The sequence below is a fragment of the Streptomyces hydrogenans genome, assembly GCF_014656075.1.
Lineage (GTDB): Bacteria > Actinomycetota > Actinomycetes > Streptomycetales > Streptomycetaceae > Streptomyces > Streptomyces hydrogenans.
The window spans coordinates 1-22504 of sequence record NZ_BNBS01000017.1 but is presented as its reverse complement, the minus strand read 5'-3'; the positions used below and the strand labels follow the sequence as shown (position 1 = coordinate 22504).

General features: G+C 73.7%; 23 protein-coding genes and 1 tRNA gene. 11 read left to right on the top strand and 13 right to left on the bottom strand.

What is annotated here, in order from left to right:
* Window positions 1-5: 5 nt before the first annotated feature.
* Both IE321_RS10095 and IE321_RS10090 read right to left on the bottom strand, forming a co-directional pair.
* Entirely contained in the window at window positions 6-1031 is a 1026-nt protein-coding gene (locus IE321_RS10095; RefSeq protein ID WP_043223886.1) for a phosphotransferase family protein, read from the bottom strand.
* 257 nt (window positions 1032-1288) lie between these two features.
* Window positions 1289-2200 (bottom strand): MBL fold metallo-hydrolase, encoded by a 912-nt coding sequence (locus tag IE321_RS10090; RefSeq protein ID WP_190222555.1) that lies wholly within the window; start codon window positions 2198-2200, stop codon window positions 1289-1291.
* A gap of 245 nt (window positions 2201-2445) precedes the next feature.
* On the opposite strand from IE321_RS10090, the gene IE321_RS10085 reads away from it, so the two are divergent.
* Window positions 2446-3375, top strand: coding sequence for an NADP-dependent oxidoreductase (locus tag IE321_RS10085; protein WP_190222554.1), 930 nt, complete (start codon window positions 2446-2448; stop codon window positions 3373-3375).
* Between the two features lie 151 nt (window positions 3376-3526).
* Here the strand turns inward: IE321_RS10085 and IE321_RS10080 are convergent, their stop codons facing one another.
* The 5 genes from IE321_RS10080 to IE321_RS10060 all read right to left on the bottom strand — a co-directional run bounded on the left by IE321_RS10080 (window position 3527) and on the right by IE321_RS10060 (window position 6506).
* Window positions 3527-3853, bottom strand: a complete 327-nt coding sequence (locus IE321_RS10080; protein ID WP_043223889.1) for a DUF202 domain-containing protein — start codon at window positions 3851-3853, stop codon at window positions 3527-3529.
* Window positions 3853-4245: a YidH family protein gene (locus tag IE321_RS10075; protein ID WP_043223890.1), complete on the bottom strand. Its 393-nt coding sequence runs from the start codon at window positions 4243-4245 to the stop codon at window positions 3853-3855. Before IE321_RS10075 ends, IE321_RS10080 begins: the two co-directional genes overlap by 1 nt.
* A gap of 84 nt (window positions 4246-4329) precedes the next feature.
* A complete protein-coding gene (locus IE321_RS10070; RefSeq protein ID WP_190222553.1) occupies window positions 4330-4857 on the bottom strand; it encodes an NUDIX hydrolase in 528 nt (175 codons plus the stop codon).
* A gap of 31 nt (window positions 4858-4888) precedes the next feature.
* Window positions 4889-5653 (bottom strand): glucose 1-dehydrogenase, encoded by a 765-nt coding sequence (locus IE321_RS10065; RefSeq protein WP_190222552.1) that lies wholly within the window; start codon window positions 5651-5653, stop codon window positions 4889-4891.
* A gap of 187 nt (window positions 5654-5840) precedes the next feature.
* A complete protein-coding gene (locus IE321_RS10060; protein WP_190222551.1) occupies window positions 5841-6506 on the bottom strand; it encodes a TetR/AcrR family transcriptional regulator in 666 nt (221 codons plus the stop codon).
* A 94-nt stretch (window positions 6507-6600) separates the two neighbouring features.
* Between IE321_RS10060 and IE321_RS10055 the strand changes: the two genes are divergently transcribed.
* Entirely contained in the window at window positions 6601-8256 is a 1656-nt protein-coding gene (locus IE321_RS10055) for an FAD-binding dehydrogenase (RefSeq protein WP_190222550.1), read from the top strand.
* A 78-nt stretch (window positions 8257-8334) separates the two neighbouring features.
* The gene (locus IE321_RS10050; RefSeq protein WP_190222549.1) at window positions 8335-9219 is read left to right on the top strand and encodes a TIGR03619 family F420-dependent LLM class oxidoreductase; all 885 of its coding nucleotides are present in this window, start codon (window positions 8335-8337) and stop codon (window positions 9217-9219) included.
* Window positions 9220-9280: 61 nt separating this feature from the next.
* Here IE321_RS10050 and IE321_RS10045 read toward each other — a convergent pair whose 3' ends face one another.
* Both IE321_RS10045 and IE321_RS10040 read right to left on the bottom strand, forming a co-directional pair.
* Complete coding sequence (locus IE321_RS10045; RefSeq protein ID WP_043223898.1) at window positions 9281-10678, bottom strand: GntT/GntP/DsdX family permease; 1398 nt, start codon at window positions 10676-10678, stop codon at window positions 9281-9283.
* Window positions 10679-10756: 78 nt separating this feature from the next.
* Window positions 10757-11299 carry a gluconokinase gene (locus IE321_RS10040; protein ID WP_043223899.1) on the bottom strand — a complete coding sequence of 181 codons (543 nt, stop codon included), beginning with the start codon at window positions 11297-11299 and terminating at the stop codon, window positions 10757-10759.
* Window positions 11300-11537: 238 nt separating this feature from the next.
* Here IE321_RS10040 and IE321_RS10035 point away from each other — a divergent pair, with 238 nt between their 5' ends.
* The 4 genes from IE321_RS10035 to IE321_RS10020 all read left to right on the top strand — a co-directional run bounded on the left by IE321_RS10035 (window position 11538) and on the right by IE321_RS10020 (window position 15745).
* Complete coding sequence (locus IE321_RS10035) at window positions 11538-12239, top strand: FadR/GntR family transcriptional regulator (RefSeq protein WP_043223900.1); 702 nt, start codon at window positions 11538-11540, stop codon at window positions 12237-12239.
* A 196-nt stretch (window positions 12240-12435) separates the two neighbouring features.
* A complete protein-coding gene (locus IE321_RS10030; RefSeq protein ID WP_190222548.1) occupies window positions 12436-13893 on the top strand; it encodes an amino acid permease in 1458 nt (485 codons plus the stop codon).
* Window positions 13894-14030: 137 nt separating this feature from the next.
* Window positions 14031-15116, top strand: coding sequence for an S-(hydroxymethyl)mycothiol dehydrogenase (locus tag IE321_RS10025; protein WP_190222547.1), 1086 nt, complete (start codon window positions 14031-14033; stop codon window positions 15114-15116).
* Window positions 15116-15745, top strand: a complete 630-nt coding sequence (locus IE321_RS10020; protein ID WP_190222546.1) for an MBL fold metallo-hydrolase — start codon at window positions 15116-15118, stop codon at window positions 15743-15745. Before IE321_RS10025 ends, IE321_RS10020 begins: the two co-directional genes overlap by 1 nt.
* Here IE321_RS10020 and IE321_RS10015 read toward each other — a convergent pair.
* Complete coding sequence (locus IE321_RS10015; protein WP_190222545.1) at window positions 15729-16664, bottom strand: pseudouridine synthase; 936 nt, start codon at window positions 16662-16664, stop codon at window positions 15729-15731. The genes IE321_RS10020 and IE321_RS10015 overlap by 17 nt on opposite strands.
* Before the next feature lie 67 nt (window positions 16665-16731).
* Window positions 16732-16819: transfer RNA gene (locus IE321_RS10010), tRNA-Leu, on the bottom strand.
* A 242-nt stretch (window positions 16820-17061) separates the two neighbouring features.
* Between IE321_RS10010 and IE321_RS10005 the strand changes: the two genes are divergently transcribed.
* From IE321_RS10005 to IE321_RS43020, 3 genes are all read left to right on the top strand, one after another.
* Window positions 17062-18387, top strand: a complete 1326-nt coding sequence (locus tag IE321_RS10005; RefSeq protein WP_043223905.1) for a M20/M25/M40 family metallo-hydrolase — start codon at window positions 17062-17064, stop codon at window positions 18385-18387.
* Window positions 18388-18539: 152 nt separating this feature from the next.
* The gene (chpH, locus tag IE321_RS10000; protein ID WP_015032475.1) at window positions 18540-18773 is read left to right on the top strand and encodes a chaplin ChpH; all 234 of its coding nucleotides are present in this window, start codon (window positions 18540-18542) and stop codon (window positions 18771-18773) included.
* Between the two features lie 154 nt (window positions 18774-18927).
* The gene (locus tag IE321_RS43020; protein ID WP_190222544.1) at window positions 18928-19809 is read left to right on the top strand and encodes a chaplin; all 882 of its coding nucleotides are present in this window, start codon (window positions 18928-18930) and stop codon (window positions 19807-19809) included.
* Between the two features lie 58 nt (window positions 19810-19867).
* On the opposite strand, the gene IE321_RS09990 is transcribed toward IE321_RS43020, so the two are convergent.
* Window positions 19868-20056: a DUF5703 family protein gene (locus IE321_RS09990; protein ID WP_043223908.1), complete on the bottom strand. Its 189-nt coding sequence runs from the start codon at window positions 20054-20056 to the stop codon at window positions 19868-19870.
* A gap of 47 nt (window positions 20057-20103) precedes the next feature.
* On the opposite strand from IE321_RS09990, the gene IE321_RS09985 reads away from it, so the two are divergent.
* Entirely contained in the window at window positions 20104-20727 is a 624-nt protein-coding gene (locus tag IE321_RS09985; RefSeq protein ID WP_190222543.1) for a hypothetical protein, read from the top strand.
* 76 nt (window positions 20728-20803) lie between these two features.
* Here the strand turns inward: IE321_RS09985 and IE321_RS09980 are convergent.
* Window positions 20804-22504: helix-hairpin-helix domain-containing protein (locus IE321_RS09980; protein ID WP_190222542.1), on the bottom strand; the 1701-nt coding region annotated here is incomplete at its 5' end.

The window sequence follows — 22504 nt, the reverse complement described above, 5'->3', positions numbered from 1 at the left end:
GCGGTTCAGCCCTCCTGAAGGGTGGTCAGGCCGTGCTCGATGAAGACGGGGACGAGCTCGCCGATCCGGTCGAAGCCGGCGCCGACGGTCTGCCCGAGGGTGTAGCGGTAGTGGATGCCCTCCAGGATCACGGCGAGCTTGAACCACGCGAAGGCCGTGTACCAGGAGAGGGCGGAGACGTCCCGGCCGGAGCGGGCGGCGTAGCGCTCGACCAGCTCGGCCGCGGAGGGGTGGCCCGCGGCGGTGGCGGTCGTCGAGATCGGCGAGCCGGGCAGGTCGAGCGGGGTGCTGTACATGACGAGAAGGCCCAGGTCGGTCAGCGGGTCGCCGAGCGTGGACATCTCCCAGTCGAGGACGGCGTTGATCCGGTCGTCCGCCCCGACGAGGGCGTTGTCGAGCCGGTAGTCGCCGTGCACCACGGTCGGCGCGGGGGAGTCGGGCAGCGCCCGGCCGAGGGCGGCGTGCAGCTCCTCGATGCCGGGCAGCTCGCGGCCCCGGGAGGCGGCGAGCTGCTTGCCCCAGCGGCGCAGCTGCCGGTCGAGGAAGCCCTCCGGCCGGCCGAAGTCGCCGAGTCCCACGGCCTCCGGCTCGACCGCGTGCAGCTCGACCAGGGTGTCGACGAGGCCGAGCACGGCGGCGTGGGTGCGCTCCGGGCCGAGCGCGGCGAGCTGGGAGGCGGAGCGGTACGGGGTCCCCTCGACGAACTCCATGACGTAGAAGGGCGCGCCGAGCACCTCCTCGTCCTCGCACAGCAGCACCGTCCCCGGCACCGGTACGGAGGTGGGGCCGAGGGCGCTGATCACCCGGTGCTCGCGCTTCATGTCGTGCGCGGTGGCCAGCACGTGCCCGAGCGGCGGGCGGCGCACCACCCAGCGGCCGGTGCCGTCGGTGACGACGTATGTGAGGTTGGAGCGGCCGCCCTCGATCAGCCGGGCTTCGAGGGGTCCGGCGACCAGCCCCGGCCGCTCGCGGTCCAGGTGGTGGCGCAGGCGCTCGGGGTCGAGGCCGGGCGGCGGGGCGGCGTGGCTCATCGGGCGTACCTCCGGTGGGTCGGTCGGTCGGCGTTCATGATGACCGACCAGTCGGTATGTCGTCCAGAGGGCTCCCCGAAACACCGGAGGGACCCGGGGGCCACCCCAGGTCCCTCGGGCCTCCGCGCGGTGCGCACACCACGGTTCCGCCGGTCGTGCCACGGGCCCGCCGTCACACAACGGGCCCGACGTCACACCACGGTTCCGCCGTTCGCACCACGGTCCCGCCGCTCACGCCAGGGCTCCGGCGGGCTCCGTCACGCGTGGCAGGCCACCGGCACGCCGCCGTTCATCGCCGCCATGTCGCCGAAGACCGCCATCGGGTCGAGCGGGTGGCCCTCCGGGAGGCCGTCCAGCTCGGCGTAGGCGCGGTGCAGGTTCGCCACCAGCCGCTCGCTCTCCCGCCACGTGCCGAACTCGCCCGGCTCCGCCCGGCGGGCGGTCTCCAGCGGCGACTCGCCCTTCGCGTGCCCCTCGGCGGCCAGCTCCGCCACCCACCGCAGATAGCGCTCGGTGGCGTCGAAGGCGCCCGGGTCCGTCACCGGCCCGTGCCCCGGCACCACCCGCTCCGCGTCCAGCGACCGCAGCAGGTCGAGCGCGCGCAGCGAGCCGGACAGCGAGCCCATCGGCAGGAACGGCGTCCCGCCCTGGAAGACCAGGTCCCCGGTGAAGACCACGCCGTGCTCCGGCAGGTGCACGATCGAGTCGCCGGTGGTGTGCGCGGGACCCGGATGCAGCAGCCGCACCTCGGTCCCGCCCGCGTACACCGTCATCCGGTCGCGGTAGGTGAGGTCGGGCGGCGTGATCTCGACCCGCCCGAAGTCGGTCTGCGGCCACAGCAGGTGCAGCTGGTGTCCGGCGTCGAGCTGTTCGGACCGGCAGTTCTCGTGCCCGACGATCCGCGCCTCCGGCCGGAACACCCCGTTGCCGTAGGTGTGGTCGCCGTGGTGATGGGTGTTCACGACGGTGCGCGGCAGCGGCAGCCCGGCGGCGAGCACCGCCTCCCGCAGCAGCAGGGCCCGCCGCTCGGTGGCGGTGGTGTCGACGAGCAGCGACTCGCTCGCGTCGCCGAGGAAACCGGCGTTGTTCAGACACCAGCCGCCGTCGGGCTGGACGTAGGCGTGGACGTGCGGCGCGAGCGTGACCACGTACGGGTCGGTGGCAGGCACAGGGCTCCCCCGGGAGGACGGATCGACAGAGGAATCGACCGAAGATCGGCGAATCAGGGGGAAGCCTGCCACCAGCGGACCCGCCCGCGGGCCCGTTCCCGAGGACCGGACGCCGTGGGCAGCCCCGCCCGCTCCCGCCGTGGGCAGCCCGCCCGCCCTCGCCGGGCGGGGAACCCGGCCATGTCCGCCCCCCGGCCGCCCCGTCCGGCTTGCGCGGGGCCCGGCCCCCGCCGAGGGTCGGAGCCATGAAGGCGATCAGCTACCGCCGCTACGGCGGCCCCGAGGTCCTGGAGTACGGCGAGCTGCCCGACCCGAAGGTGGGGCCCGACGAGGTCCTGGTCAGGGTGCGGGCCGCGGCGGTCAACCCGGTCGACTGGAAGGCCCAGGCCGGCTACCTGGACGGGATGATCGACGCCGTCTTCCCCGTCGTCCCCGGCTGGGACGTCTCCGGCGTCGTCGTCCGGCCCGGCGTCTCCGTCACCGAGTGGGCGGAGGGCGACGAGGTCATGGGGTACGTCCGGGAGGACTTCCTCGCCCACGGCACCTTCGCCGAGTACGTCGCCGCCCCCGTCCGCACCCTCGCCCGCAAGCCCCGGAACCTCTCCTTCGAGGAGGCCGCCGCGCTGCCCCTGGCCGGGCTCACCGCCTACCAGGCCCTGCGCACCGCGCTCTCGGTGCGGGAGGGGGAGACGGTCCTGGTGCTCGCCGCGGCCGGCGGGGTCGGCTCGATGGCCGTCCAGATCGCCCGGCACCTCGGCTGCCGGGTCCTGGGCGCCGTCCGCGAGTCCGGCCGGGAGCGGGTCACGGCGCTCGGCGCCGAACCGGTCCTCTTCGACGAGCAGACCTTCACCCGCGAGGTCCGGGAGCTCGCCCCGCAGGGCGTGGACGCGGTCCTGGACACCCTCGGCGGCCCCTTCCTCCCGCACGCGGCCAAACTGCTGGCACCGGGCGGCCGGCTCGCCTCCGTCGCCGACGGCGAGGTCCTGGCCCTCGGCGGCCGCTACTTCTGGGTCCGTCCGGACGCCGCCGACCTGGCCGCCCTCGCGGACCTCGCGGACGAGGGGATCCTGGACGTCCGGGTGGCGAAGACCTTCCCGCTGGAGCGTGCCGCGGACGCGCAGCGCGCCAACGCGGAGGGCGGCCTCCAGGGCAAGGTCGTCGTCACGGTCCCGTAGCCGCCGTAGCCGCCGTAGCGCCCGGGGCCGCCGGGCCGTTGAGGCCGCCGGGTCCGATGCGGGCCTCCGCGCCGGGGCCCACGACCAGGGGCACGGGCTTCGGGCCCGTGCCCCCCGAGGCCCGCACCCCTCGCCCCCCCCGGCCCCGCGCTCACCAGATCAGCGCCGCCCCGCACACCGCCAGGGCGACCGTGCACCCCGCGGCCAGCAGCGCGCCCCGCGTCGAGAGGACCCGCGGCCGGGCGGCGTCCAGGGCGCGGATCCGCCGGTGGGCGACGGCCAGGAAGCCGATCCACAGCAGCGCGGAGAGGGCGAGCCCGGCCAGCCCGGCGGCGGTCGTGTCGTCCACGAGGGCCAGCTTGATCCCGAGCACCGCCACGACCGTGCACGACAGCGTCGTCCGCCGCCACGCGAGCCGCGTCCGCTCCGGCTGGAGCCCGGGATCGCGGACCTCGTCCCCAGGGGCCGTACCGCCCACTACCCGGCCCGGCCGAAGAGCACGAGCACCACCATCGCGACCGCGACGACGGCCACGGTGAGGCTCAGCACGGCGGGGAAGCGGGAGACGGGGAGGTCCTCGCCGCGGCGCATGGCCCGTTCGCAGCGGATCCAGTGGTTCACCGCGCGCAGCGCGCACAGCACGCCCGCGGCGAGCAGCGCGAGCGCCAGTCCGACCCGGACCGCCCAGCGCAGGTCCGGCAGGAACTGGTCGACGGCGAAACCGCCGCCGATGAGCGCGAGCGCGGTCCGGATCCAGGCGAGGAAGGTCCGCTCGTTGGCGAGGGAGAAGCGGTAGTCGGGGGTCTCGCCCTCGTCCCGGATCCGCTGCGGCGCGAACCACAGCCGCAGGCTCTGTACGAATCGGCTCACTCCGGCACCCTAACGGCCCGCCCCCGCCACCCCCGACGGCCCACCCCGGGTCCGACCGCCCGCGGGTGTGTCCCGCCGGCGGCGCTACCGCCCCCGCTCCGCCTCCAGCCGTTCGTACGCCGCGAGTCCGTCCGGCACCCAGTCCCAGGCGCCGGGGGCGCCGGGCAGCCGCTCGCGCAGTTCGTCCTCGGTCAGGAAGGCGTGCCAGGCGACCTCCTCCGCCTGCGGCCGTACCGGCAGCTCGCAGCGGACCTCGTACACGGACGACCACCACTTCCCGGCCACGCCGCCGGAGTCGTACAGGAACTTGAAGAGGAACTCGGGGCGGGGCAGCCCGGAGACGCCCAGCTCCTCCTCGGCCTCGCGCAGCGCCGCGTCGTCGTAGGACTCGCCCGCGCCGACGACCCCGCCGACGAACAGGTCGTACATCGAGGGGAAGACCAGTTTGACCGGGGTCCTGCGGTGGACGAAGAGCCGTCCCCCGGCGTCCCGGACCCGGACGAAGGTGCAGCGATGGATCAGGCCCCGCGCGTACACCTCACCGCGCGGGGCCCGTCCGACCACCCGGTCCTGCTCGTCGACGACGTCCAGTACTTCCTCGGAGGCGCTCATGCGCCCATCCAACCAGCCGGACCGGGCGGGCTCACTGCCCCATGACGTACTTGACCGTCGGGCCCGTGGTCCAGCCGCCGTCCACGGCGAGCTCGGCGCCCGTCACGTACGAGGCGGCGTCCGAGAGCAGGAAGACGACCGCGCCGGCGATCTCGTCGGCCTCGCCGACCCGGCCCATCGGCGTGTTCGGGTACATGCCCTCGCCGCGCTGGATGCCGACCGAGGCGGTCATCGGGGTGTAGGTCATGCCCGGGTGGACCGAGTTGACGCGGATCCGCGAGGTGCCCAGCTCCACCGCGCCGATCTTGGTGAGGCCGCGCACGCCCCACTTCGAGGCGCCGTAGCCGGCGGTGAGGGCGAGGCCCATCAGGCCGGCGGCGGAGGAGATGTTGACGATGGAGCCGCCGCCGGCCTCGCGCATCGCGGGGATCGCGGCCTTCATGCCGATGAAGACGCCGGTGAGGTTGATGTCGAGGACCTTGCGGAAGTGCTCGACGCTCTCGGTCTCCAGGAGCGCGCCGGTGGAGATGCCGGCGTTGTTCACCAGGCCGTGCAGACCGCCGAACTCGGCGACGGCGTACGCGACGGCCGCCGCCCACTCCTCCTCCGAGGTGACGTCGTGGTGGAAGAAGCGGGCGCGCTCGCCGAGGCTCGCGGCGGTCGCCGCGCCCTCCTCGTCGAGGACGTCGGTGACGACCACGTTCGCCCCGGCGGCGACGGCCTGGCGGGCCGCCTCGGCGCCCAGGCCGCGGGCGCCGCCGGTGATGAGGACGGTCTTGCCGGTGAGGTCGTTCATGAGAGGTCCTTTCGGGGGTGGTGCGGGGTGGTTCGGGGGTGGACCTCCGGGTCTGTGCGGCTCGGAGGTACGGGGTGGTCCGGGGCGCCCCGCGGGGCCGTGGGCCGGGAGGAGCGCCTGGGTTCGGGGCCGTGCGGCCCGGAGGTGCCCGTGGCTCAGGGCCGTGGGGCCCGGGGGCGCGTGGTGTTCAGGGCCGTGGGGACGGCGGGGCGGGTGGGTTCAGGGGCGTCGTCCGGGGCGGTGCGGCCCGGAGGAGCGCGGTGGTGGTCTCGACGAGGTCGGCGAGGAAGAGCGGCTCGTCGGTGAGCGGTTCCGTCCCGTCGAGGTACTGCCGGGCCCGGTCGGCGAGGGCCGCGCCGACGACCGTGAGGGCGAGGTCGAGGCGCTCCAGGAGCAGCGGCTCGGGCAGCCCGTCGTCGGCCAGGCGGTCGGCGAGGCGCTCGATCAGCGTCCAGTAGGCGGTGCCGGCGAGCGTGGGGTGCGGGGTGCGGGAGCGGACGCCGCTCTCGTGGCTGAGCTGCGCGGAGATCCGCAGACAGCGCCGGCCCCGGTCGGTGCCCAGCTCGCCGGCCTCGGCCGTGACGAGCGCCGTGAGCAGCTCGCGTACGCCCGCGTCGGCCGGGTGCGCCAGGGCGACGAGCACGCGCTCGGTCCGGTCCAGGCGGCCGGCCATGACCGCGTCGAGGAGTCCGGCGCGGGAGCCGAAGTGGTACTGCACGGCCGAGGGGTTGGCCTGCCCGGCGAGCCGGGTGATGTCCCGGAGCTGTGCGCCGTCGACCCCCTGGGCGGCGAAGAGCTCCTCGGCCGCGCGGATCAGTTTGTCCCGGGTCTCGGGCCCTGACGTCCTTGCCATACGGCCATATTAATGCGCGGCATTAGAAAACGGGAGGGGGTCCGCGGAGCGCGAACGGTTGACTCGATACATTCGTGTATCCAAGATGCGGTCCATGTCCTACGACGCCGATGTGATCGTGATCGGGGCCGGCCTCGCCGGTCTCGTCGCCACCGCCGAGCTGGTCGACGCCGGCCGCTCCGTGATCCTCCTCGACCAGGAGCCCGAACAGTCCCTGGGCGGCCAGGCCCACTGGTCCTTCGGCGGGCTCTTCCTCGTCGACTCGCCCGAGCAGCGCCGGCTGCGCGTCAAGGACAGTCACGCCCTCGCCCTCCAGGACTGGATGGGCACCGCCGGCTTCGACCGCCCCGAGGACGACTGGGCCCGCCGCTGGGCGGAGGCGTACGTCGACTTCGCCGCCGGCGAGAAGCGCTCCTGGCTCCACGCCCGCGGGGTCCGCTTCTTCCCCGTCGTCGGCTGGGCCGAGCGCGGCGGCTACGACGCCACCGGACACGGCAACTCCGTCCCGCGCTTCCACATCACCTGGGGTACGGGCCCCGGCCTCGTCGCCCCCTTCGAGCGCAAGGTCCGCGAGGGCGTCGCCCGCGGCCTCGTGACCTTCCGCTTCCGCCACCGCGTCACCGCGCTCGGCCGCACCGCGGGTGCCCTCGACACCGTCACCGGCGAGGTCCTGGAGCCCTCCGACGCCGAGCGCGGCACCGCCAGCGGCAGGACCGCGACGGGCTCCTTCGAGCTGCGGGCGCAGGCGGTGATCGTCACCACCGGCGGCATCGGCGGCAACCACGACCTGGTCCGCGCCCAGTGGCCCGCCCGCCTCGGCACCCCGCCCGGGAAGCTGCTCTCCGGCGTCCCCGCCCACGTCGACGGCCTGATGCTCGGCATCGCGGAGAAGGCCGGCGCCCGGCACGTCAACCGCGACCGGATGTGGCACTACACCGAGGGCATCGAGAACTGGAACCCGATCTGGGCGAAGCACGGCATCCGCATCCTGCCCGGCCCCTCGTCCCTCTGGCTCGACGCCACCGGCAAGCGGCTCCCGGTCCCGCTCTTCCCCGGCTTCGACACCCTCGGGACGCTCGAACACATCATGCGGACCGGCCACGACCACACCTGGTTCGTGCTCGACAAGCGGATCATCGGCAAGGAGTTCGCCCTCTCCGGCTCCGAGCAGAACCCCGACCTCACCGGCAAGTCCGTCCGCGACGTCCTGGGCCGCGCCCGCGCCGACGTCCCCGGACCCGTCCAGGCGTTCATGGACAAGGGCGCCGACTTCGTCGTCGAGGACGACCTGTCCGCCCTGGTCCGCGGCATGAACCGGATCACCGGCCAGGACCTCGTCGACGAGGCCGCGCTCCGCCGCGAGATCACCGCCCGCGACCGCGAGATCGCCAACCCCTTCACCAAGGACCTCCAGATCACCGCGATCCGCGGCGCCCGCGGTTACCTCGGCGACCGCCTCATCCGCACCGCCGCCCCGCACCGCATCCTGGACCCCAAGGCCAGCCCGCTGATCGCCGTCCGCCTCAACATCCTCACCCGCAAGTCCCTCGGCGGCCTCCAGACCGACCTCTCCTCCCGGGTCCTCACCGACACCGGCGAACCCCTCCCCGGCCTGTACGCGGCCGGCGAGGCGGCCGGCTTCGGCGGCGGCGGCATCCACGGCTACCGCTCCCTCGAAGGCACCTTCCTCGGCGGCTGCGTCTTCTCCGGCCGCGCCGCGGGCCGGGCGGCGGCCGCGGCGACGGCGTAGCGGCCCTCCCGCCGTGTGTCACGGCTCACAGGCCGGCCCCTTCGTGTCGCGGGCCGGCCCGGTGGCCAGGATGACGCCATGGAGATAGGCATCGCACTGCCCCAGTACGGCACCCACGCCCGCGCCGACCGCATCGCGGGCTTCGCCCGGGAAGCCGAGGAGGCCGGCTTCGACTCGTTCTGGGTCGGCGACCGCGTCCTGACCCCGGTCGCCCCGAGCGACCTCTATCCCGGGCACACGCCGGAGAACCCCTACCCCCACCAGTACAAGACCTTCCTCGACCCGCTGACGGTGCTCACCGTCGCCGCCGGCGCGACCTCCCGCGCCCGGCTCGGCATGAGCACCCTCAACGGCCCCTGGTACCCGCCGGCGCTCCTCGCCCGCTCCCTCACCTCCCTCGACCAGGTCAGCGGCGGACGCCTCGACGTCGGTCTCGGCATCGGCTGGCTGCGCGACGAGTACACGGCCGTCGGAGCCGACTTCCGCAAGCGCGGCGCCCTCCTCGACGAACTGCTCGACGTCCTCCACGGCATCTGGACCCAGGAGGAGTTCGGCCACCGGGGGCCCCACTGGACCATCCCCGTCGCCCACGTGGGCCTGCGCCCCGTCCAGCCCGCCGGACCCCCCGTCTACCTGGGCGGCTTCAGTCCGGCCGCCCTGCGCCGGGTCGGCCGCCGCGCCACCGGCTGGGTCGGCGCCGTCCTGCCGCCCGGCGCGGCCGAGGGCCTGTGGGACGTCGCCCGCCGCGCCGCCGAGGGGGCGGGCCGCGACCCGGAGGCGCTGCGCCGCCGGATCCGCTGCAACCCCGGCCCCGGCGCCACGGCGGACGCGATCGCCGCGCTCCTCGAAGGGGTGCGCGCCACCGGCGCCGACGGCTGCTTCGTCGACCTCCAGCAGTCGGTCGACTCGCCGGACGAGGCGCTGGAGCTCGGGGTCAAGGTGCTGGGCCTGCTGCGGGGCTGAGCACGACGAGGGCCCCGGACCTCCTCGTGGAGGTCCGGGGCCCTTCGCGGCACCGGCCGCGCTACACCAACAGCGACAGCAGCAGCACGAACACCAGGGCCACCACCGAGATGATGGTCTCCATCACCGACCAGGTCTTGACCGTCTGGCCGACGTTCATACCGAAGTACTCCTTCACCAGCCAGAAACCGGCGTCGTTGACGTGGCTGAAGAAGAGCGAGCCGGCGCCGATCGCCAGCACCAGGAGCGCCGTCTCGCCGGTGGACATGCCCTCGGCCAGCGGGGCCACCAGACCGGCGGCCGAGATCGTCGCCACCGTGGCGGAGCCCGTCGCGAGCCGGATGGCGACCGCGATCAGCCAGGCCAGGAGCAGGGCCGGGATCGACCAGTTCTCGGAGAACTCCAGGATCATCTGGCCGACGCCGATGTCGATCAGGGTCTGCTTGAAGCCGCCGCCCGCGCCGACGATCAGCAGCACGCCGGCGATCGGGGCGAGGGACTTCTCGACCGTCGAGGACAGCCGCTCCTTGGTGAAGCCGGCCGCGCGGCCCAGCGTGAACAGGGCCACTATGACGGCGGCGAGCAGCGCGATCAGCGGCGAGCCGATGACGTCGGTGACCTTCTGCACCGCGTTCTCCGGGTCGTCGACGACGATGTCGACGAGCGCCTTCACCAGCATCAGGACGACCGGCAGCATCACCGTGGCGACGGTCACGCCGAAGCCGGGGCGCTTCTCCAGGTCCTCGGAGGGACGCGTCGGGATCATGTGCTCGGGGGCCTGGATGTCCACCCAGCGGGCGGCGTACCGGGAGAAGACCGGACCGGCGATGATCACGGTCGGGATCGCGACGACCAGGCCGAGGGCGAGGGTGACGCCCAGGTTGGCGCCGACGGCGTCGATCGCGACGAGCGGGCCGGGGTGCGGCGGGATGAGCCCGTGCATCACGGACAGGCCGGCCAGGGCGGGGATGCCGATCCGCATCAGGGAGTAGTTGCCGCGCTTGGCGACCATCAGGACCACCGGGATCAGCAGCACGATGCCGACCTCGAAGAAGAGCGGCAGACCGATCACCGAGGCGATCAGGACCATCGCCCACGGCATGGAGCGCCGGCTCGCCTTCGCCAGGATCGTGTCGACGATCTGGTCGGCGCCGCCCGAGTCGGCGAGCAGCTTGCCGAGGATCGCGCCGAGCGCGATCAGCACGCCCACGCCGGCCACCGTGTTGCCGAGGCCGGTGCTGAACGACTTGATGGTGTCCGCGAGCGGCGCCCCGGCGAACGCGCCGAGCGCGAGCGAGCCGATGGTCAGCGCCAGGAACGCGTGCAGCTTGAACTTGGTGATGAGCAGGACGATGACGGCGATGCCGGCGAGCACGGCGATGCCCAGCTGTGCGTTGCCCGCCGAGGTGATCGGTTCGGCGGCGTCCGCTGCCAGCATCTCGACGCTGAGACTGGTCACGGTGGGTCCCTTGGGGGTGAGAGGGGAGAGAGGCAGGAAGAGCGGGGGAGCGGGGAAAGGGGGGAGCGGGGTGACGGGTCAGAAGAGGGGGACGGGCCGGTCGAAGGCGCGCAGGGCCGCCACCGCCCGGGCGGCGATCTCCTCCGGGGTGCCCGTCACGTCGACGGCGACGCCCGCCTCGTCCTCCTCCAGCGGCTGGAGGGTGGCGAACTGCGAGTCGAGCAGCGCGGTGGGCATGAAGTGCCCCTTGCGCGCGGCCATCCGGCCCTCGATCAGCTCCCGGTCGCCGGTCAGATGCAGGAAGACGACGCCGGGGGCGGCCGCGCGCAGCCGGTCCCGGTAGATCCGCTTCAGCGCGGAGCTGCTGACCACCCCGCCGTGCCCGGCCCGGTCGTGCGCCCAGGCGCCGATGGCGTCGAGCCACGGCTCCCGGTCCGCGTCGTCCAGCGGCACGCCGGCCGACATCTTGGCCACGTTGGCGGCCGGGTGGAAGTCGTCGCCCTCCGCGTAGGGGAGGCCGAGGGCGTCGGCGACCAGCGGGCCGATCGTGGTCTTGCCGGTCCCGGCGACGCCCATGACGACGACGACCGGGGGAGCGGCGGGGTGGGGGGTGGAGCTCATGGGGGGTGCCTCGCTGTCTTCTTCGACATCGGTGCTGTCTTGGCGACATCGATCCGTCGCGCTCATGAAACCCATTGAGTACGACGTATTCAAGAGCCTGTGACATAAAAGTAGTACTTTTAATTCCCGCCGGAAGATCACCGCGCCTCCGCGGCCCCCCCCGTCGGCCCCCGGCGACCCGCCCCTCCCCCCGCGCTCCGGTGTGATCACCGGCCCGGCCCCGCATAGGCTGGGCACCATGACGACATCGGCCCAGGGGCTCCACTCGCACGTGCTCGCCACCCTGGGCCTCGCGATCACCGCGGGGGAGTACCCGCCCGGCACGGTCCTGCGCACCGACGAGCTCGCGCAGGGCTTCGACGTCTCCCGCACCGTCGTCCGCGAGGTCGTCCGGGTCCTGGAGTCGATGCACCTGGTGGAGTCCCGCCGCCGGGTCGGCGTCACGGTCCTGCCCACCGAGAGCTGGAACGTGTACGACCCCCAGGTCATCCGCTGGCGACTGGCCGGCGCCGACCGCCCCCGCCAGCTCCGCTCCCTCACCGTGCTGCGCTCGGCCGTCGAACCCGTCGCCGCCGGCCTCGCCGCCCTGCACGCCACCCCGGCCCAGTGCCGCGAACTCACCGAGCAGGCCCTCGGCATGGTCGCCACCTCGCGCGGCCGGCAGCTGGAGGCGTACCTCGTCCACGACATCGCCTTCCACCGGGTGGTCCTCAACGCCTCCGGGAACGAGATGTTCGCCCGCCTCGGGGACGTCGTCGCCGAGGTCCTCACCGGCCGCACCCACCACCACGTGATGTTCGAGGACCCCGACCCGGCGGCCGTCACGCTGCACGTCCAGGTCGCCGAGGCCGTCCGCGAGCGGGACGCCGTCCGCGCCGAGGCGCTGACCCGCGAGATCGCCGTCGGCGCGCTCAAGGAGCTGGACGTGCTGGCCCCGTGACGACGCCTGTCCGTCGTACAGCGCTGCGTAACCTCTGAACTAGCTCAAATAAGGGCGTTCAGTGAATTCGCTCACAGTCAGTGAGCGCGCCTTGCCGTGAGGATGTGCGCTGGCCGTGCCGGGGCGACCCCCACGAAGGGACCCCGGGCACGGCGGGACCGCACAGCCCCCACACCCTCACGAAGGCGACAACTCCATGACTGACCGCGTCATCGCGGCCGAGCCGCTGTCCGCCGCCCCGGCGGACCCGGCCGCCTCCCCCCACGTCGACGCCGGCGACGCCGGATACCGCAAGGACCTCAAGTCCCGGCACATCAACATGATCGCCATCGGCGGCGCGATCGGCACCGGGCTCTTCCTCGGCGCCGGCGGCCGGATGGCCAGCGCCGGCCCCTCGCTCTTCATCGCCTACGCGGTCTGCGGCGTCTTCGCCTTCTTCGTGGTCCGGGCCCTCGGCGAGCTGGTGCTCTACCGCCCGTCCTCCGGCGCCTTCGTCTCCTACGCCCGTGAGTTCATGGGCGAGAAGGGCGCCTACACGGCCGGCTGGCTCTACTTCCTCAACTGGTCGACCACCGCCGTCGCCGACATCACCGCCGCGGCCACCTACGCCCACTTCTGGTCGATGTTCAGCGACGTCCCGCAGTGGATCCTCGCCCTGATCGCCCTCGCGGTCGTCCTCGCCGCCAACCTCATCTCGGTCAAGTACTTCGGCGAGATGGAGTTCTGGTTCGCGATCGTCAAGGTCGCCGCCCTCGTCGCCTTCATGCTCGTCGGCATCTTCCTCATCGTGACCTCGCACGACGTCGGCGGCTCCACCCCGGGCCTCGCCAACATCACCGACCACGGCGGCATCTTCCCCAACGGCGTGATGCCGATGCTCCTGCTCGTCCAGGGCGTCGTCTTCGCCTACGCCTCCGTCGAGCTGTGCGGCGTCGCCGCCGGCGAGACCGAGAACCCCGAGAAGATCATGCCGAAGGCGATCAACTCGATCATGTGGCGCGTCGGCCTCTTCTACGTCGGCTCCGTCGTCCTGCTCGCGCTGATCCTCCCGTACACCGCCTACTCCGGCGACCAGAGCCCCTTCGTCACCGTCTTCGACAAGCTGGGCGTCCCCGGCGCCGCCGGCGTGATGAACCTCGTGGTCCTCACCGCCGCCCTCTCCAGCCTCAACTCCGGCCTGTACTCCACCGGCCGCATCCTGCGCTCCATGTCGCTGGCCGGCTCCGCGCCCAAGTTCACCGGCGTCATGAACAAGGGCGGCGTGCCCTACGGCGGCATCCTCCTCACCGCGGGCTTCGGCGTCGCGGGGGTCCTCCTCAACTTCGTGATGCCGGAGGACGCCTTCGAGCTGGTGCTGAACTTCGCCTCCATCGGCATCATCGGCACCTGGGCCATGATCATGGTCTGCTCGCTGCTCTTCGTCCGCCGCGCCGAGCAGGGCAAGCTGGTCCGCCCCGCCTACCGACTGCCCTGGGCCCCCTACACCCAGATCGTGACCCTGGTCTTCCTGGCCTCGGTCGTCGTCCTCATGTGGATGGACGGCGGCATCGGCCGCACCACGGTGAACTGCCTGCCGCTGATCGCCGCGGCGCTCGTCGGCGGCTGGTTCCTGGTCCGCGGCCGGGTCCGCCGGACCGCCGCGAAGCTGGACTGAACCACCCTTTCCCCCCGACTCCCCCCACGGGAGCGGCGGACCCCCGCGGGCACGACCTGCGGGGGTCTCGCCTTTTATCAGGAGATAGTGGTACGCAGGAGGTTCACAAGATCCTCCGGTTCGAAGGGAAGTCAGCGATGCCACAGCACGTGCGGGGGGTCATCGCCCCCGGGCGGGACGAGCCGGTGCGGATCGAGACGATCGTCGTCCCCGATCCCGGCCCCGGCGAGGCCGTCGTACGGATCCAGGCGTGCGGCGTCTGCCACACCGACCTGCACTACAAGCAGGGCGGGATCAACGACGACTTCCCCTTCCTGCTGGGCCACGAGGCCGCCGGCATCGTCGAGTCGGTCGGCGAGGGCGTCACCGACGTCGCCCCCGGCGACTACGTGATCCTCAACTGGCGGGCCGTCTGCGGCCAGTGCCGCGCCTGCCGCCGCGGCCGCCCCTGGTACTGCTTCGCCACCCACAACGCCGAGCAGCGGATGACCCTGCTCGACGGCACGGAGCTCTCCCCGGCCCTCGGCATCGGCGCCTTCGCCGAGAAGACCCTGGTCGCCGCCGGCCAGTGCACCAAGGTCGATCCGGCCGTCGCCCCCGAGATCGCCGGCCTCCTCGGCTGCGGCGTGATGGCCGGCATCGGCGCCGCGATCAACACCGGGAACGTCTCCCGGGGCGACACCGTCGCCGTCATCGGCTGCGGAGGCGTCGGCGACGCCGCGATCGTCGGCTCCCGCCTCGCCGGAGCCTCGAAGATCATCGCCGTCGACGTCGACGAGCGGAAGCTGGCCAAGGCGAAGGAGATGGGAGCCACCGACACCGTCGACTCCCGCGCCACCGACCCCGTCGAGGCGATCCGGGAACTGACCGGCGGCTTCGGAGCCGACGTCGTCATCGAGGCCGTCGGCCGCCCGGAGACCTACCAGCAGGCCTTCTACGCCCGCGACCTCGCCGGCACCGTCGTCCTCGTCGGCGTCCCCACCCCCGAGATGCGGCTCGAACTCCCCCTGCTCGACGTCTTCGGCCGCGGCGGCTCCCTCAAGTCGTCCTGGTACGGCGACTGCCTGCCGTCCCGCGACTTCCCGATGCTCATCGACCTGCACCGGCAGGGCCGCATCGACCTCGGCGCCTTCGTCACCGAGACCATCGCCCTCGACGAGGTCGAGAAGGCCTTCGCCCGCATGCACGAGGGCGACGTGCTGCGCTCGGTGGTGGTGCTGTGATGACCGCCCGCATCGACCACCTGGTCACCTCCGGCACCTTCAGCCTCGACGGCGGCACCTGGGAGGTCGACAACAACGTCTGGATCGTCGGCGACGACACCGAGGCCATCGTCATCGACGCCGCCCATGACGCCGACGCCGTCCTCGAAGCCCTCGACGGCCGCGCCCTGCGCGCCATCGTCTGCACCCACGCCCACGACGACCACGTCGGCGCTGCACCCGCGCTCGCCGCCGCCACCGGCGCGCGCGTCCTGCTGCACCCCGCCGACCAGCCGCTGTGGAAGCTCACCCACCCCGACCACAGCCCCGACGGCGAACTCGCCGACGGCCAGGTCCTCACCATCGCCGGGACGGACCTGAAGGTCCTCCACACCCCCGGCCACGCCCCCGGGGCGGTCTGCCTGTACGCCCCCGACCTGGGCACCGTCTTCACCGGAGACACCCTCTTCCAGGGCGGCCCCGGCGCCACCGGCCGGTCCTTCTCGGACTTCCCCACGATCGTCGACTCGATCCGCGGGAAGCTCCTGACCCTCCCGCCGGAGACGGTGGTCCGCACCGGGCACGGCGACTCCACCACCATCGGCGCGGAGGCCCCGCACCTGGAGGAGTGGATCAGCCGGGGCCACTGAGCGGACCGAGCGAGAGGCGGCTGACGAACCGCCTCTCCTCACCCGTGAACGGGTCGGTGAACTCCAGCGCCCGCGCCAGCAGCCGCAGCGGTCGCCGGTAGTCCTCCGGCCCGTCCTCCCGCACCACCGGATAGAGCGGATCGTCCAGGATCGGCAGCCCCAGCGCGTTCATGTGCACCCGCAGCTGATGCGTCTTCCCGGTCTCCGGCAGCAGCCGGTACCGCCCGAGACCGCCCCGCCGCTCCACCAGCTCGATCCGGCTCACCGCGTTCGGCTCGCCCGGCACCTCCCGGGCGGCCAGCACCCCCCGCTCCTTCTCGATCCGGCTGCGCACCGTCACCGGCAGCTCCACCCCGGGGTCGTACGCCGCCACCGCCTCGTACTCCTTGCGCACCCGCCGCTCCTTGAACAGCAGCTGGTACGCCCCCCGGTCCTCCGGCCGCAGCACGAAGAGCACCAGGCCCGCCGTCAGCCGGTCCAGCCGGTGCGCCGGCTGGAGCGCCGGCAGCTCCAGCTCCGCCCGCAGCCGCGCCACCGCCGTCTGCGCCACATGCCGGCCGCGCGGGGTCGTCGCCAGGAAGTGCGGCTTGTCCGCCACCAGGATCCGCTCGTCGCGGTGGACCACGCCGATCTCGAACGGCACCCGCTCCTCGGCCGGCAGGTCCCGGTGGAACCACAGCCACCGCCCCGGCTCGTACGGCTCCGCTCCCGCCGCCGCCCGCCCGTCGGCGCCGACGAACCGCCCCGCCTCCAGCATCGCGCCGATCCGCTCCGCGCCGACCGCCGTCCCGTACCGGCCGAGCAGATACGCCCCCACCGTCGGCCAGACCCCCTCCGGGTCCTCCGGCAGCCGCAGCCGCACGGCGTCGACCCCGTCCCGCTGCGGCAGCGGCGCGGCCGGCACCCTCTTCCTTCGCACGGCTCCGCCTCACCTCGTCCGCGAACGCCGAAGTCCCGGCCGAGAGAATCTCGACCGGGACTTCCACTGGTGTCCGAGGGGGGACTTGAACCCCCACGCCCGATAAAGGGCACTAGCACCTCAAGCTAGCGCGTCTGCCATTCCGCCACCCGGACAGGGTGTGTGTCTCGCGGCCCTGGGCCGTTCCGACGAGGAAAACCATAGCAAACATTCGGGGTGGTCGATCACCACCCCCTCGCCCGCCCCACCCGCCCCCTCCGCCCCGCCGGGCACCCCGTCTCGGCATGTGTCGGCGGTGTGTCGGCCGGTGGACGCCCTTGCGCCGCCGGGGCGGGGGCGCGGGAGGATGGGGGAGACCACCAGCAAGCACGTGGGGCACGTCGTGGGAGGAAGCAGCGTGAGCGAGTCGAACACCGGCCGGACCGTCTCGGGCGAGGACGAGGTCGTGGACCTCTGCCGGGACCTCATCCGCATAGACACCAGCAACTACGGCGACCACTCCGGTCCCGGGGAGCGCGCCGCGGCCGAGTACGTCGCCGAGAAGCTCGCCGAGGTCGGCCTCGAACCGAAGATCATCGAGTCCCACCAGGGCCGGGCCTCCACCGTGGCCCGCATCGAGGGCGAGGACCCCTCCCGCCCGGCGCTCCTCATCCACGGTCACACCGACGTGGTCCCGGCCGACGCCGCCGACTGGACCCACCACCCCTTCTCCGGCGAGGTCGCCGACGGCTGCGTCTGGGGCCGCGGCGCCGTCGACATGAAGGACATGGACGCGATGACCCTCGCGGTCGTCCGCGACCGGCTGCGCAGCGGCCGCAAGCCCCCGCGCGACATCGTCCTCGCCTTCCTGGCCGACGAGGAGGCCGGCGGCACCTACGGCGCCCGCCACCTGGTCGACAAGCACCGGGACGTCTTCGACGGCGTCACCGAGGCCATCGGCGAGGTCGGCGGCTTCTCCTTCACCGTCAACGAGAACCTGCGCCTCTACCTGGTCGAGACCGCCCAGAAGGGCATGCACTGGATGCGGCTCACCGTCGAGGGCACGGCGGGCCACGGCTCGATGACCAACTCCGACAACGCCATCACCGAGCTGTGCGAGGCGGTCGGCCGGCTCGGCCGCCACCAGTGGCCGGTCCGCGTCACCAAGACCGTCCGCAGCTTCCTCGACGAGCTGTCCGACGCGCTGGGCACCCCGCTCGACCCCGAGGACATGGACGGCACCCTGGCCAAGCTGGGCGGCATCGCCAAGATGGTCGGCGCCACCCTGCGCAACTCCGCCGCCCCGACCATGCTCGGCGCCGGCTACAAGGTGAACGTGATCCCCGGCCAGGCCACCGCCCACGTCGACGGCCGCTTCCTGCCCGGCTACGAGCAGGAGTTCCTGGCCGACCTCGACCGGATCCTCGGCCCCAAGGTGAAGCGCGAGGACGTCCACGGCGACAAGGCCCTGGAGACCAGCTTCGACGGCGCCCTGGTGGACGCCATGCAGGTCGCCCTGCGCGCCGAGGACCCGATCGCCCGCGCCGTCCCGTACATGCTCTCCGGCGGCACCGACGCCAAGTCCTTCGACGACCTCGGCATCCGCTGCTTCGGCTTCGCCCCGCTCCAGCTGCCGCCGGAGCTGGACTTCGCCGGAATGTTCCACGGCGTCGACGAGCGCGTCCCGGTCGACGGCCTGAAGTTCGGCGTGCGCGTCCTGGACCGCTTCCTGGACGCCTGCTGACCGAGGGGCCGGCCCGGCCCGGAATTCGGCAGCGCGTTTGGCCGTGACCGGAAAGAGTGAATGACCCCGAGGGCTCGTAGCCCTCTCCCTTCCCCCTCGTTACAGGTGTTGCGGTCCGCGGCTGGGGCCGCACTTGTCAACTAGGAGGAATAATGATCAAGAAGGTCGTCGCTGCTGCGGCTGCCACCGGCGGTCTCGTTCTCGCGGGCGCGGGCATGGCCGTCGCCGACGCGGGTGCCCAGGGTGCGGCCATCGGTTCCCCCGGTGTCCTCTCGGGCAACGTCGTGCAGGTCCCGGTTCACGTTCCCGTGAACGTCTGCGGCAACACGGTCTCCGTGATCGGTCTGCTGAACCCCGCCTTCGGCAACACCTGCGTCAACGCCTGACGTTGTGCCCCGCCCCTTGAGGGCGTGAGCCGTCCGGCCCCGGAGTGCGTGCCATGCACTCCGGGGCCGGTGGCGATTCCGCCCCGGGCACGGGCCCGGTGGCCCTCATCCCACGCCGATCAGGCGAATTGCCGAAAAGGCAGGTAAGCAAGCTATGCGACAGGTCACGCGCAAGAGCATCATCACCGTCGCGGCGGCCGGAGGCGTCCTCGCGCTCGGCGGCGGCATCGCGCAGGCGGATTCCGCCGCGAGCGGCTCGGCCTCGAACTCACCCGGAGTGGCGTCCGGGAACACCGTGCAGGTCCCCGTCCACGCCCCGGTCAACGCCTGCGGCAACACGGTCGACGTCGTCGGGGTCCTCAACCCGGCGATGGGCAACTCCTGTGCCAACATCCCCGCGCAGGCCCGCCCCGGCGCGTCCGGCGGCGCGCACGCGAGCGACTCCCCGGGCGTCGCCTCCGGCAACACCGTGGTGGTGCCGGTCGACGTGCCCGTGAACGTCTGCGGGAACAGCGTCACGGGCATCGGCCTCGGCAACCCCGCCATGGGCAACGACTGCGCCGACGGAGAGCCCTCCGACGGCGGCTACGGCGAGGAGGAGCCCGGCGGCTACGGCGAGGAGCCGGGCGGCTACGGCGAGGAGACCCCGCCGGGCACCCCCGGTACGCCGGGCACTCCGGGTACGCCCGGCACTCCCGGAACGCCGGGCACTCCCGGCACCCCGGGAACCCCCGGTACGCCCGGGACCCCCGGCACTCCGGGGACACCGGGCACTCCGGGTACCCCCGGCACTCCGGGAACGCCCGGTACGCCGGGGACTCCCGGGACCCCCGGCACTCCCGGTACGCCCGGTGTGCCGCCCAGCTCGGACGGTGGCTCGAACCACCCCGGCCCGCAGCTCACGCCGCCGCCGGCCTCGCCGGACGAGCTGGCCGAGACCGGTTCGTCCGCGCCGCTCGGCGTGATCGTGCCGGCCGCCGCCGGGATGCTCCTCGCGGGCTCGCTGGTCTACCGCCGCACCCGCCGCGGCGCCTGAGCCGCACCGGCCGGAACGCGAAGGGGCCCCGCGCCGTGCGGGGCCCCTTCCGCGTCCGTCACCAGGTCGCGCGGATCTGACGGATGATCCGCCGCTTCAGGCGCACCCTGCGGCTCCCGTCCAGGCGCAGGGTGAGGCGGTCCAACTCCCAGTGTCCGTACTCGGCATGGTCGGTCAGAAGCCGCGCGGTCTCCTTGCGGGAGAGTCCACGCGGCACGTACACGTCGACAAATTCGTATTCCGGCATCGCATCTATTGTGCGGGCACCGGCCTGGTACGGATAGCGTCTGTCCCATGTCTGATGCTGCGCAGCCGACCGCTGCCGAGGTACGTGCCGCCGCGGAGGCGGTCAAGACCGCACTGGACCGTCACCTCGCGGCGGTCGAACACCGCACGGGGGACGACGACACGGCGGTGTACGAGGCCTTCAACGCCCTCGCGGCCGCCGCCGAGACCTATGACGAACTCCTCTACGACCGCTACGACGAGGTGACCCCCTTCGAGATCCCCGGGGCCGAGGACGGACTGCCCCCCTACGCCGGACCTGACGAACCGCACGCCCTCAGCGTGCTGATCCGCCGCGACTACGCCGTGGCCGAGCCGCGCCGGCTGGCGGCCCAGGCCCGGCGCGTCGCCGACCTGGACCACGACGAGGACGGTCCACGCTCCACCGCCGCCGCGCTCGGCGTCCTCTTCGGGGAGTACGAACCCGACGAGATCGCCTCCCGGCACAAGGAGTTCGGCCTGGAGGAGGGCGACTCCACCCTCTGGGTCACCGCCGCGGAAGAGCTCCCGGAGCCGGGGGAGTGGCTGGCCACCCCCTTCGAGCAGGCCGACCCGGAGCGGATCCTCTGCCGCTTCGACATCAGTTCCGTCTTCGACGACGAGGAGGCCGGTGAGGTGGCCGCCGACCGCTGACGCGCCCCGGGGAGGACGCCGGAGGGCCGGGACATCCAGGTGGTGTCCCGGCCCTCCGGCGTGCCGGACGCCGCCGTCACTCCTCGTCGGGCGTGGCGAGGAGACCGATCAGGAGCGGCCGGAGGCGGGTCGTGCGCGCCGGCGCGAGGACCTCGGCGACCGACCGGGGCAGCGCCTGGTCCACCCCGTGCACCACCGACAGGTGGCGCTCGGCCCGGCCGAAGGCCGTGTAGACCCAGGGCCGGCTCAGGCCCGGCGCCGCGTCGCCCGGCAGCACCACCACCACCGCGGGCCACCGGCCGCCGGCCGCCTGGTGCGCGGTCAGCGCCCAGCCGTGCCGCAGCGCCGACTCCACCCGCTCCTTCGGTACGACGACCTCGCCCTCGCCCGTGCTCAGCCGCAGGCCCTCGGGGTCGGCCCCGAGGACCGTGCCCGTCACCGTGCGGCCGGGCGCCGGCGCGTACGCCACCCGGTCGCCCGGGTCGTAGCCGCCGAAGCGGCCCGGGCCGGGGTTCAGCCGCTGCTTGAGGGCCGTGTTGAGCGCGCGCGTCCCGGCCGAGCCGCCGTGGCCGACCGTGATCACCCGGGTCTGCTCGGGGGAGAGCCCGAAGGCGCGCGGCACCGAGTCCGCGACCAGCTGGACCGTGCGGTGCACGGCCTCGCCGGCGTCCCGCACGGGGACGATCACGACCTCCTTGCCGGGGGCCTCGACCTGGTTCAGCTCGCCGACGCCGATGCCGGAGACCAGCTCGCCCAGCGGGCCCGGGTCCGGGCGGCGGGAGGCCACCCGGGGGCAGACGCGGGCCGCGAGCGCGTCGGCGAACACCGCGCCGGGACCGGCCGACCCGAGGACCTCCGGATCGCCGCCGAGGACCAGCCGGCAGCCGTCCGGCAGCGCCTCGACGAGCATCGCGCCCGTCTCCACGTCCAGCTGCGGCGCGTCGAGCACCACCAGCAGGTCCAGGGCGAGCGCGCCCTCCTCGTCCCGGCCCGGACCGGCCGTCCCGGAGAGCAGCGCGGCCAGTGGCACCGTCGTCCCGGCGGCCCGCTCCCCGTCGCCCGGGCGCTCGGCGTCGTGCACGGTGACCAGGACCCGCAGCCCGCGCTCCCGCGCGGCGGCGGCCAGCGCCAGGGGCTCGGCCCGCGCGGCCTCGCCGCCGGTGTGCAGCACCAGGCCGTGGCCGCCCACGGCCCGCTCCAGCTCGCCGCCGTCCCACTCCTCGGCGGTGACGGTGCGCACCAGCCGGGCCAGTCCGTCCGCGAGGCTCTCCTCGGCCAGCGCGTACCGGTCGAGTCCGAGCAGCGGGGGCTCCACCGGGCCTTCGTCGCTCGCGACGGCCGCCTCGGACGGCTCGCCCTCCTCGGCGTCCTCCGGCTCGGCCCCCTCGGGCTCCTCCTCCTGGAAGACCAGGACGGCGCCCTCGGAGACGGCCGTCTCGACGGCCTTCTCCGGGTCGGGGACCTCGTGCCGGGCGAGTCCGGCCGCCACCTCGTCGAGGGTGAGCGCGGTGTGGCCCCGGAGGGCGGCCCGGTCCAGCAGCCACACGGTCAGGGCGACGGCCCGGCGCGGATCGTCCGGCCCGCAGGCGCCGCCCAGCAGCGCCCGCGCGAAGCCGTCGGCCTGCTCCGGCCGCACCCCGGTGACGGCCAGCAGCCGCCACGGGTCCTCGGTCAGGGCCTCGGCGGCCTGCCCGCCGCGCGCGGCGGGGACCTGTCCGGCCAGCGTCTCGGGCGCGCCGCCCCGGGCCAGCACCTCGCGGACCCCGGCCAGCGCGCC

Excerpts from the sequence above, each read along its gene's own strand:
- IE321_RS10095 (WP_043223886.1), bottom strand. The coding sequence starts at position 1,031 with ATGAGCCACGCCGCCCCGCCGCCCGGCCTCGACCCCGAGCGCCTGCGC.
- IE321_RS10085 (WP_190222554.1), top strand. The coding sequence starts at position 2,446 with ATGAAGGCGATCAGCTACCGCCGCTACGGCGGCCCCGAGGTCCTGGAG.
- IE321_RS10070 (WP_190222553.1), bottom strand. The coding sequence starts at position 4,857 with ATGAGCGCCTCCGAGGAAGTACTGGACGTCGTCGACGAGCAGGACCGG.
- IE321_RS10065 (WP_190222552.1), bottom strand. The coding sequence starts at position 5,653 with ATGAACGACCTCACCGGCAAGACCGTCCTCATCACCGGCGGCGCCCGC.
- IE321_RS10060 (WP_190222551.1), bottom strand. The coding sequence starts at position 6,506 with ATGGCAAGGACGTCAGGGCCCGAGACCCGGGACAAACTGATCCGCGCG.
- IE321_RS10055 (WP_190222550.1), top strand. The coding sequence starts at position 6,601 with ATGTCCTACGACGCCGATGTGATCGTGATCGGGGCCGGCCTCGCCGGT.
- IE321_RS10050 (WP_190222549.1), top strand. The coding sequence starts at position 8,335 with ATGGAGATAGGCATCGCACTGCCCCAGTACGGCACCCACGCCCGCGCC.
- IE321_RS10040 (WP_043223899.1), bottom strand. The coding sequence starts at position 11,299 with ATGAGCTCCACCCCCCACCCCGCCGCTCCCCCGGTCGTCGTCGTCATG.
- IE321_RS10035 (WP_043223900.1), top strand. The coding sequence starts at position 11,538 with ATGACGACATCGGCCCAGGGGCTCCACTCGCACGTGCTCGCCACCCTG.
- IE321_RS10030 (WP_190222548.1), top strand. The coding sequence starts at position 12,436 with ATGACTGACCGCGTCATCGCGGCCGAGCCGCTGTCCGCCGCCCCGGCG.
- IE321_RS10025 (WP_190222547.1), top strand. The coding sequence starts at position 14,031 with ATGCCACAGCACGTGCGGGGGGTCATCGCCCCCGGGCGGGACGAGCCG.
- IE321_RS10020 (WP_190222546.1), top strand. The coding sequence starts at position 15,116 with ATGACCGCCCGCATCGACCACCTGGTCACCTCCGGCACCTTCAGCCTC.
- chpH (WP_015032475.1), top strand. The coding sequence starts at position 18,540 with ATGATCAAGAAGGTCGTCGCTGCTGCGGCTGCCACCGGCGGTCTCGTT.
- IE321_RS43020 (WP_190222544.1), top strand. The coding sequence starts at position 18,928 with ATGCGACAGGTCACGCGCAAGAGCATCATCACCGTCGCGGCGGCCGGA.
- IE321_RS09990 (WP_043223908.1), bottom strand. The coding sequence starts at position 20,056 with ATGCCGGAATACGAATTTGTCGACGTGTACGTGCCGCGTGGACTCTCC.
- IE321_RS09985 (WP_190222543.1), top strand. The coding sequence starts at position 20,104 with ATGTCTGATGCTGCGCAGCCGACCGCTGCCGAGGTACGTGCCGCCGCG.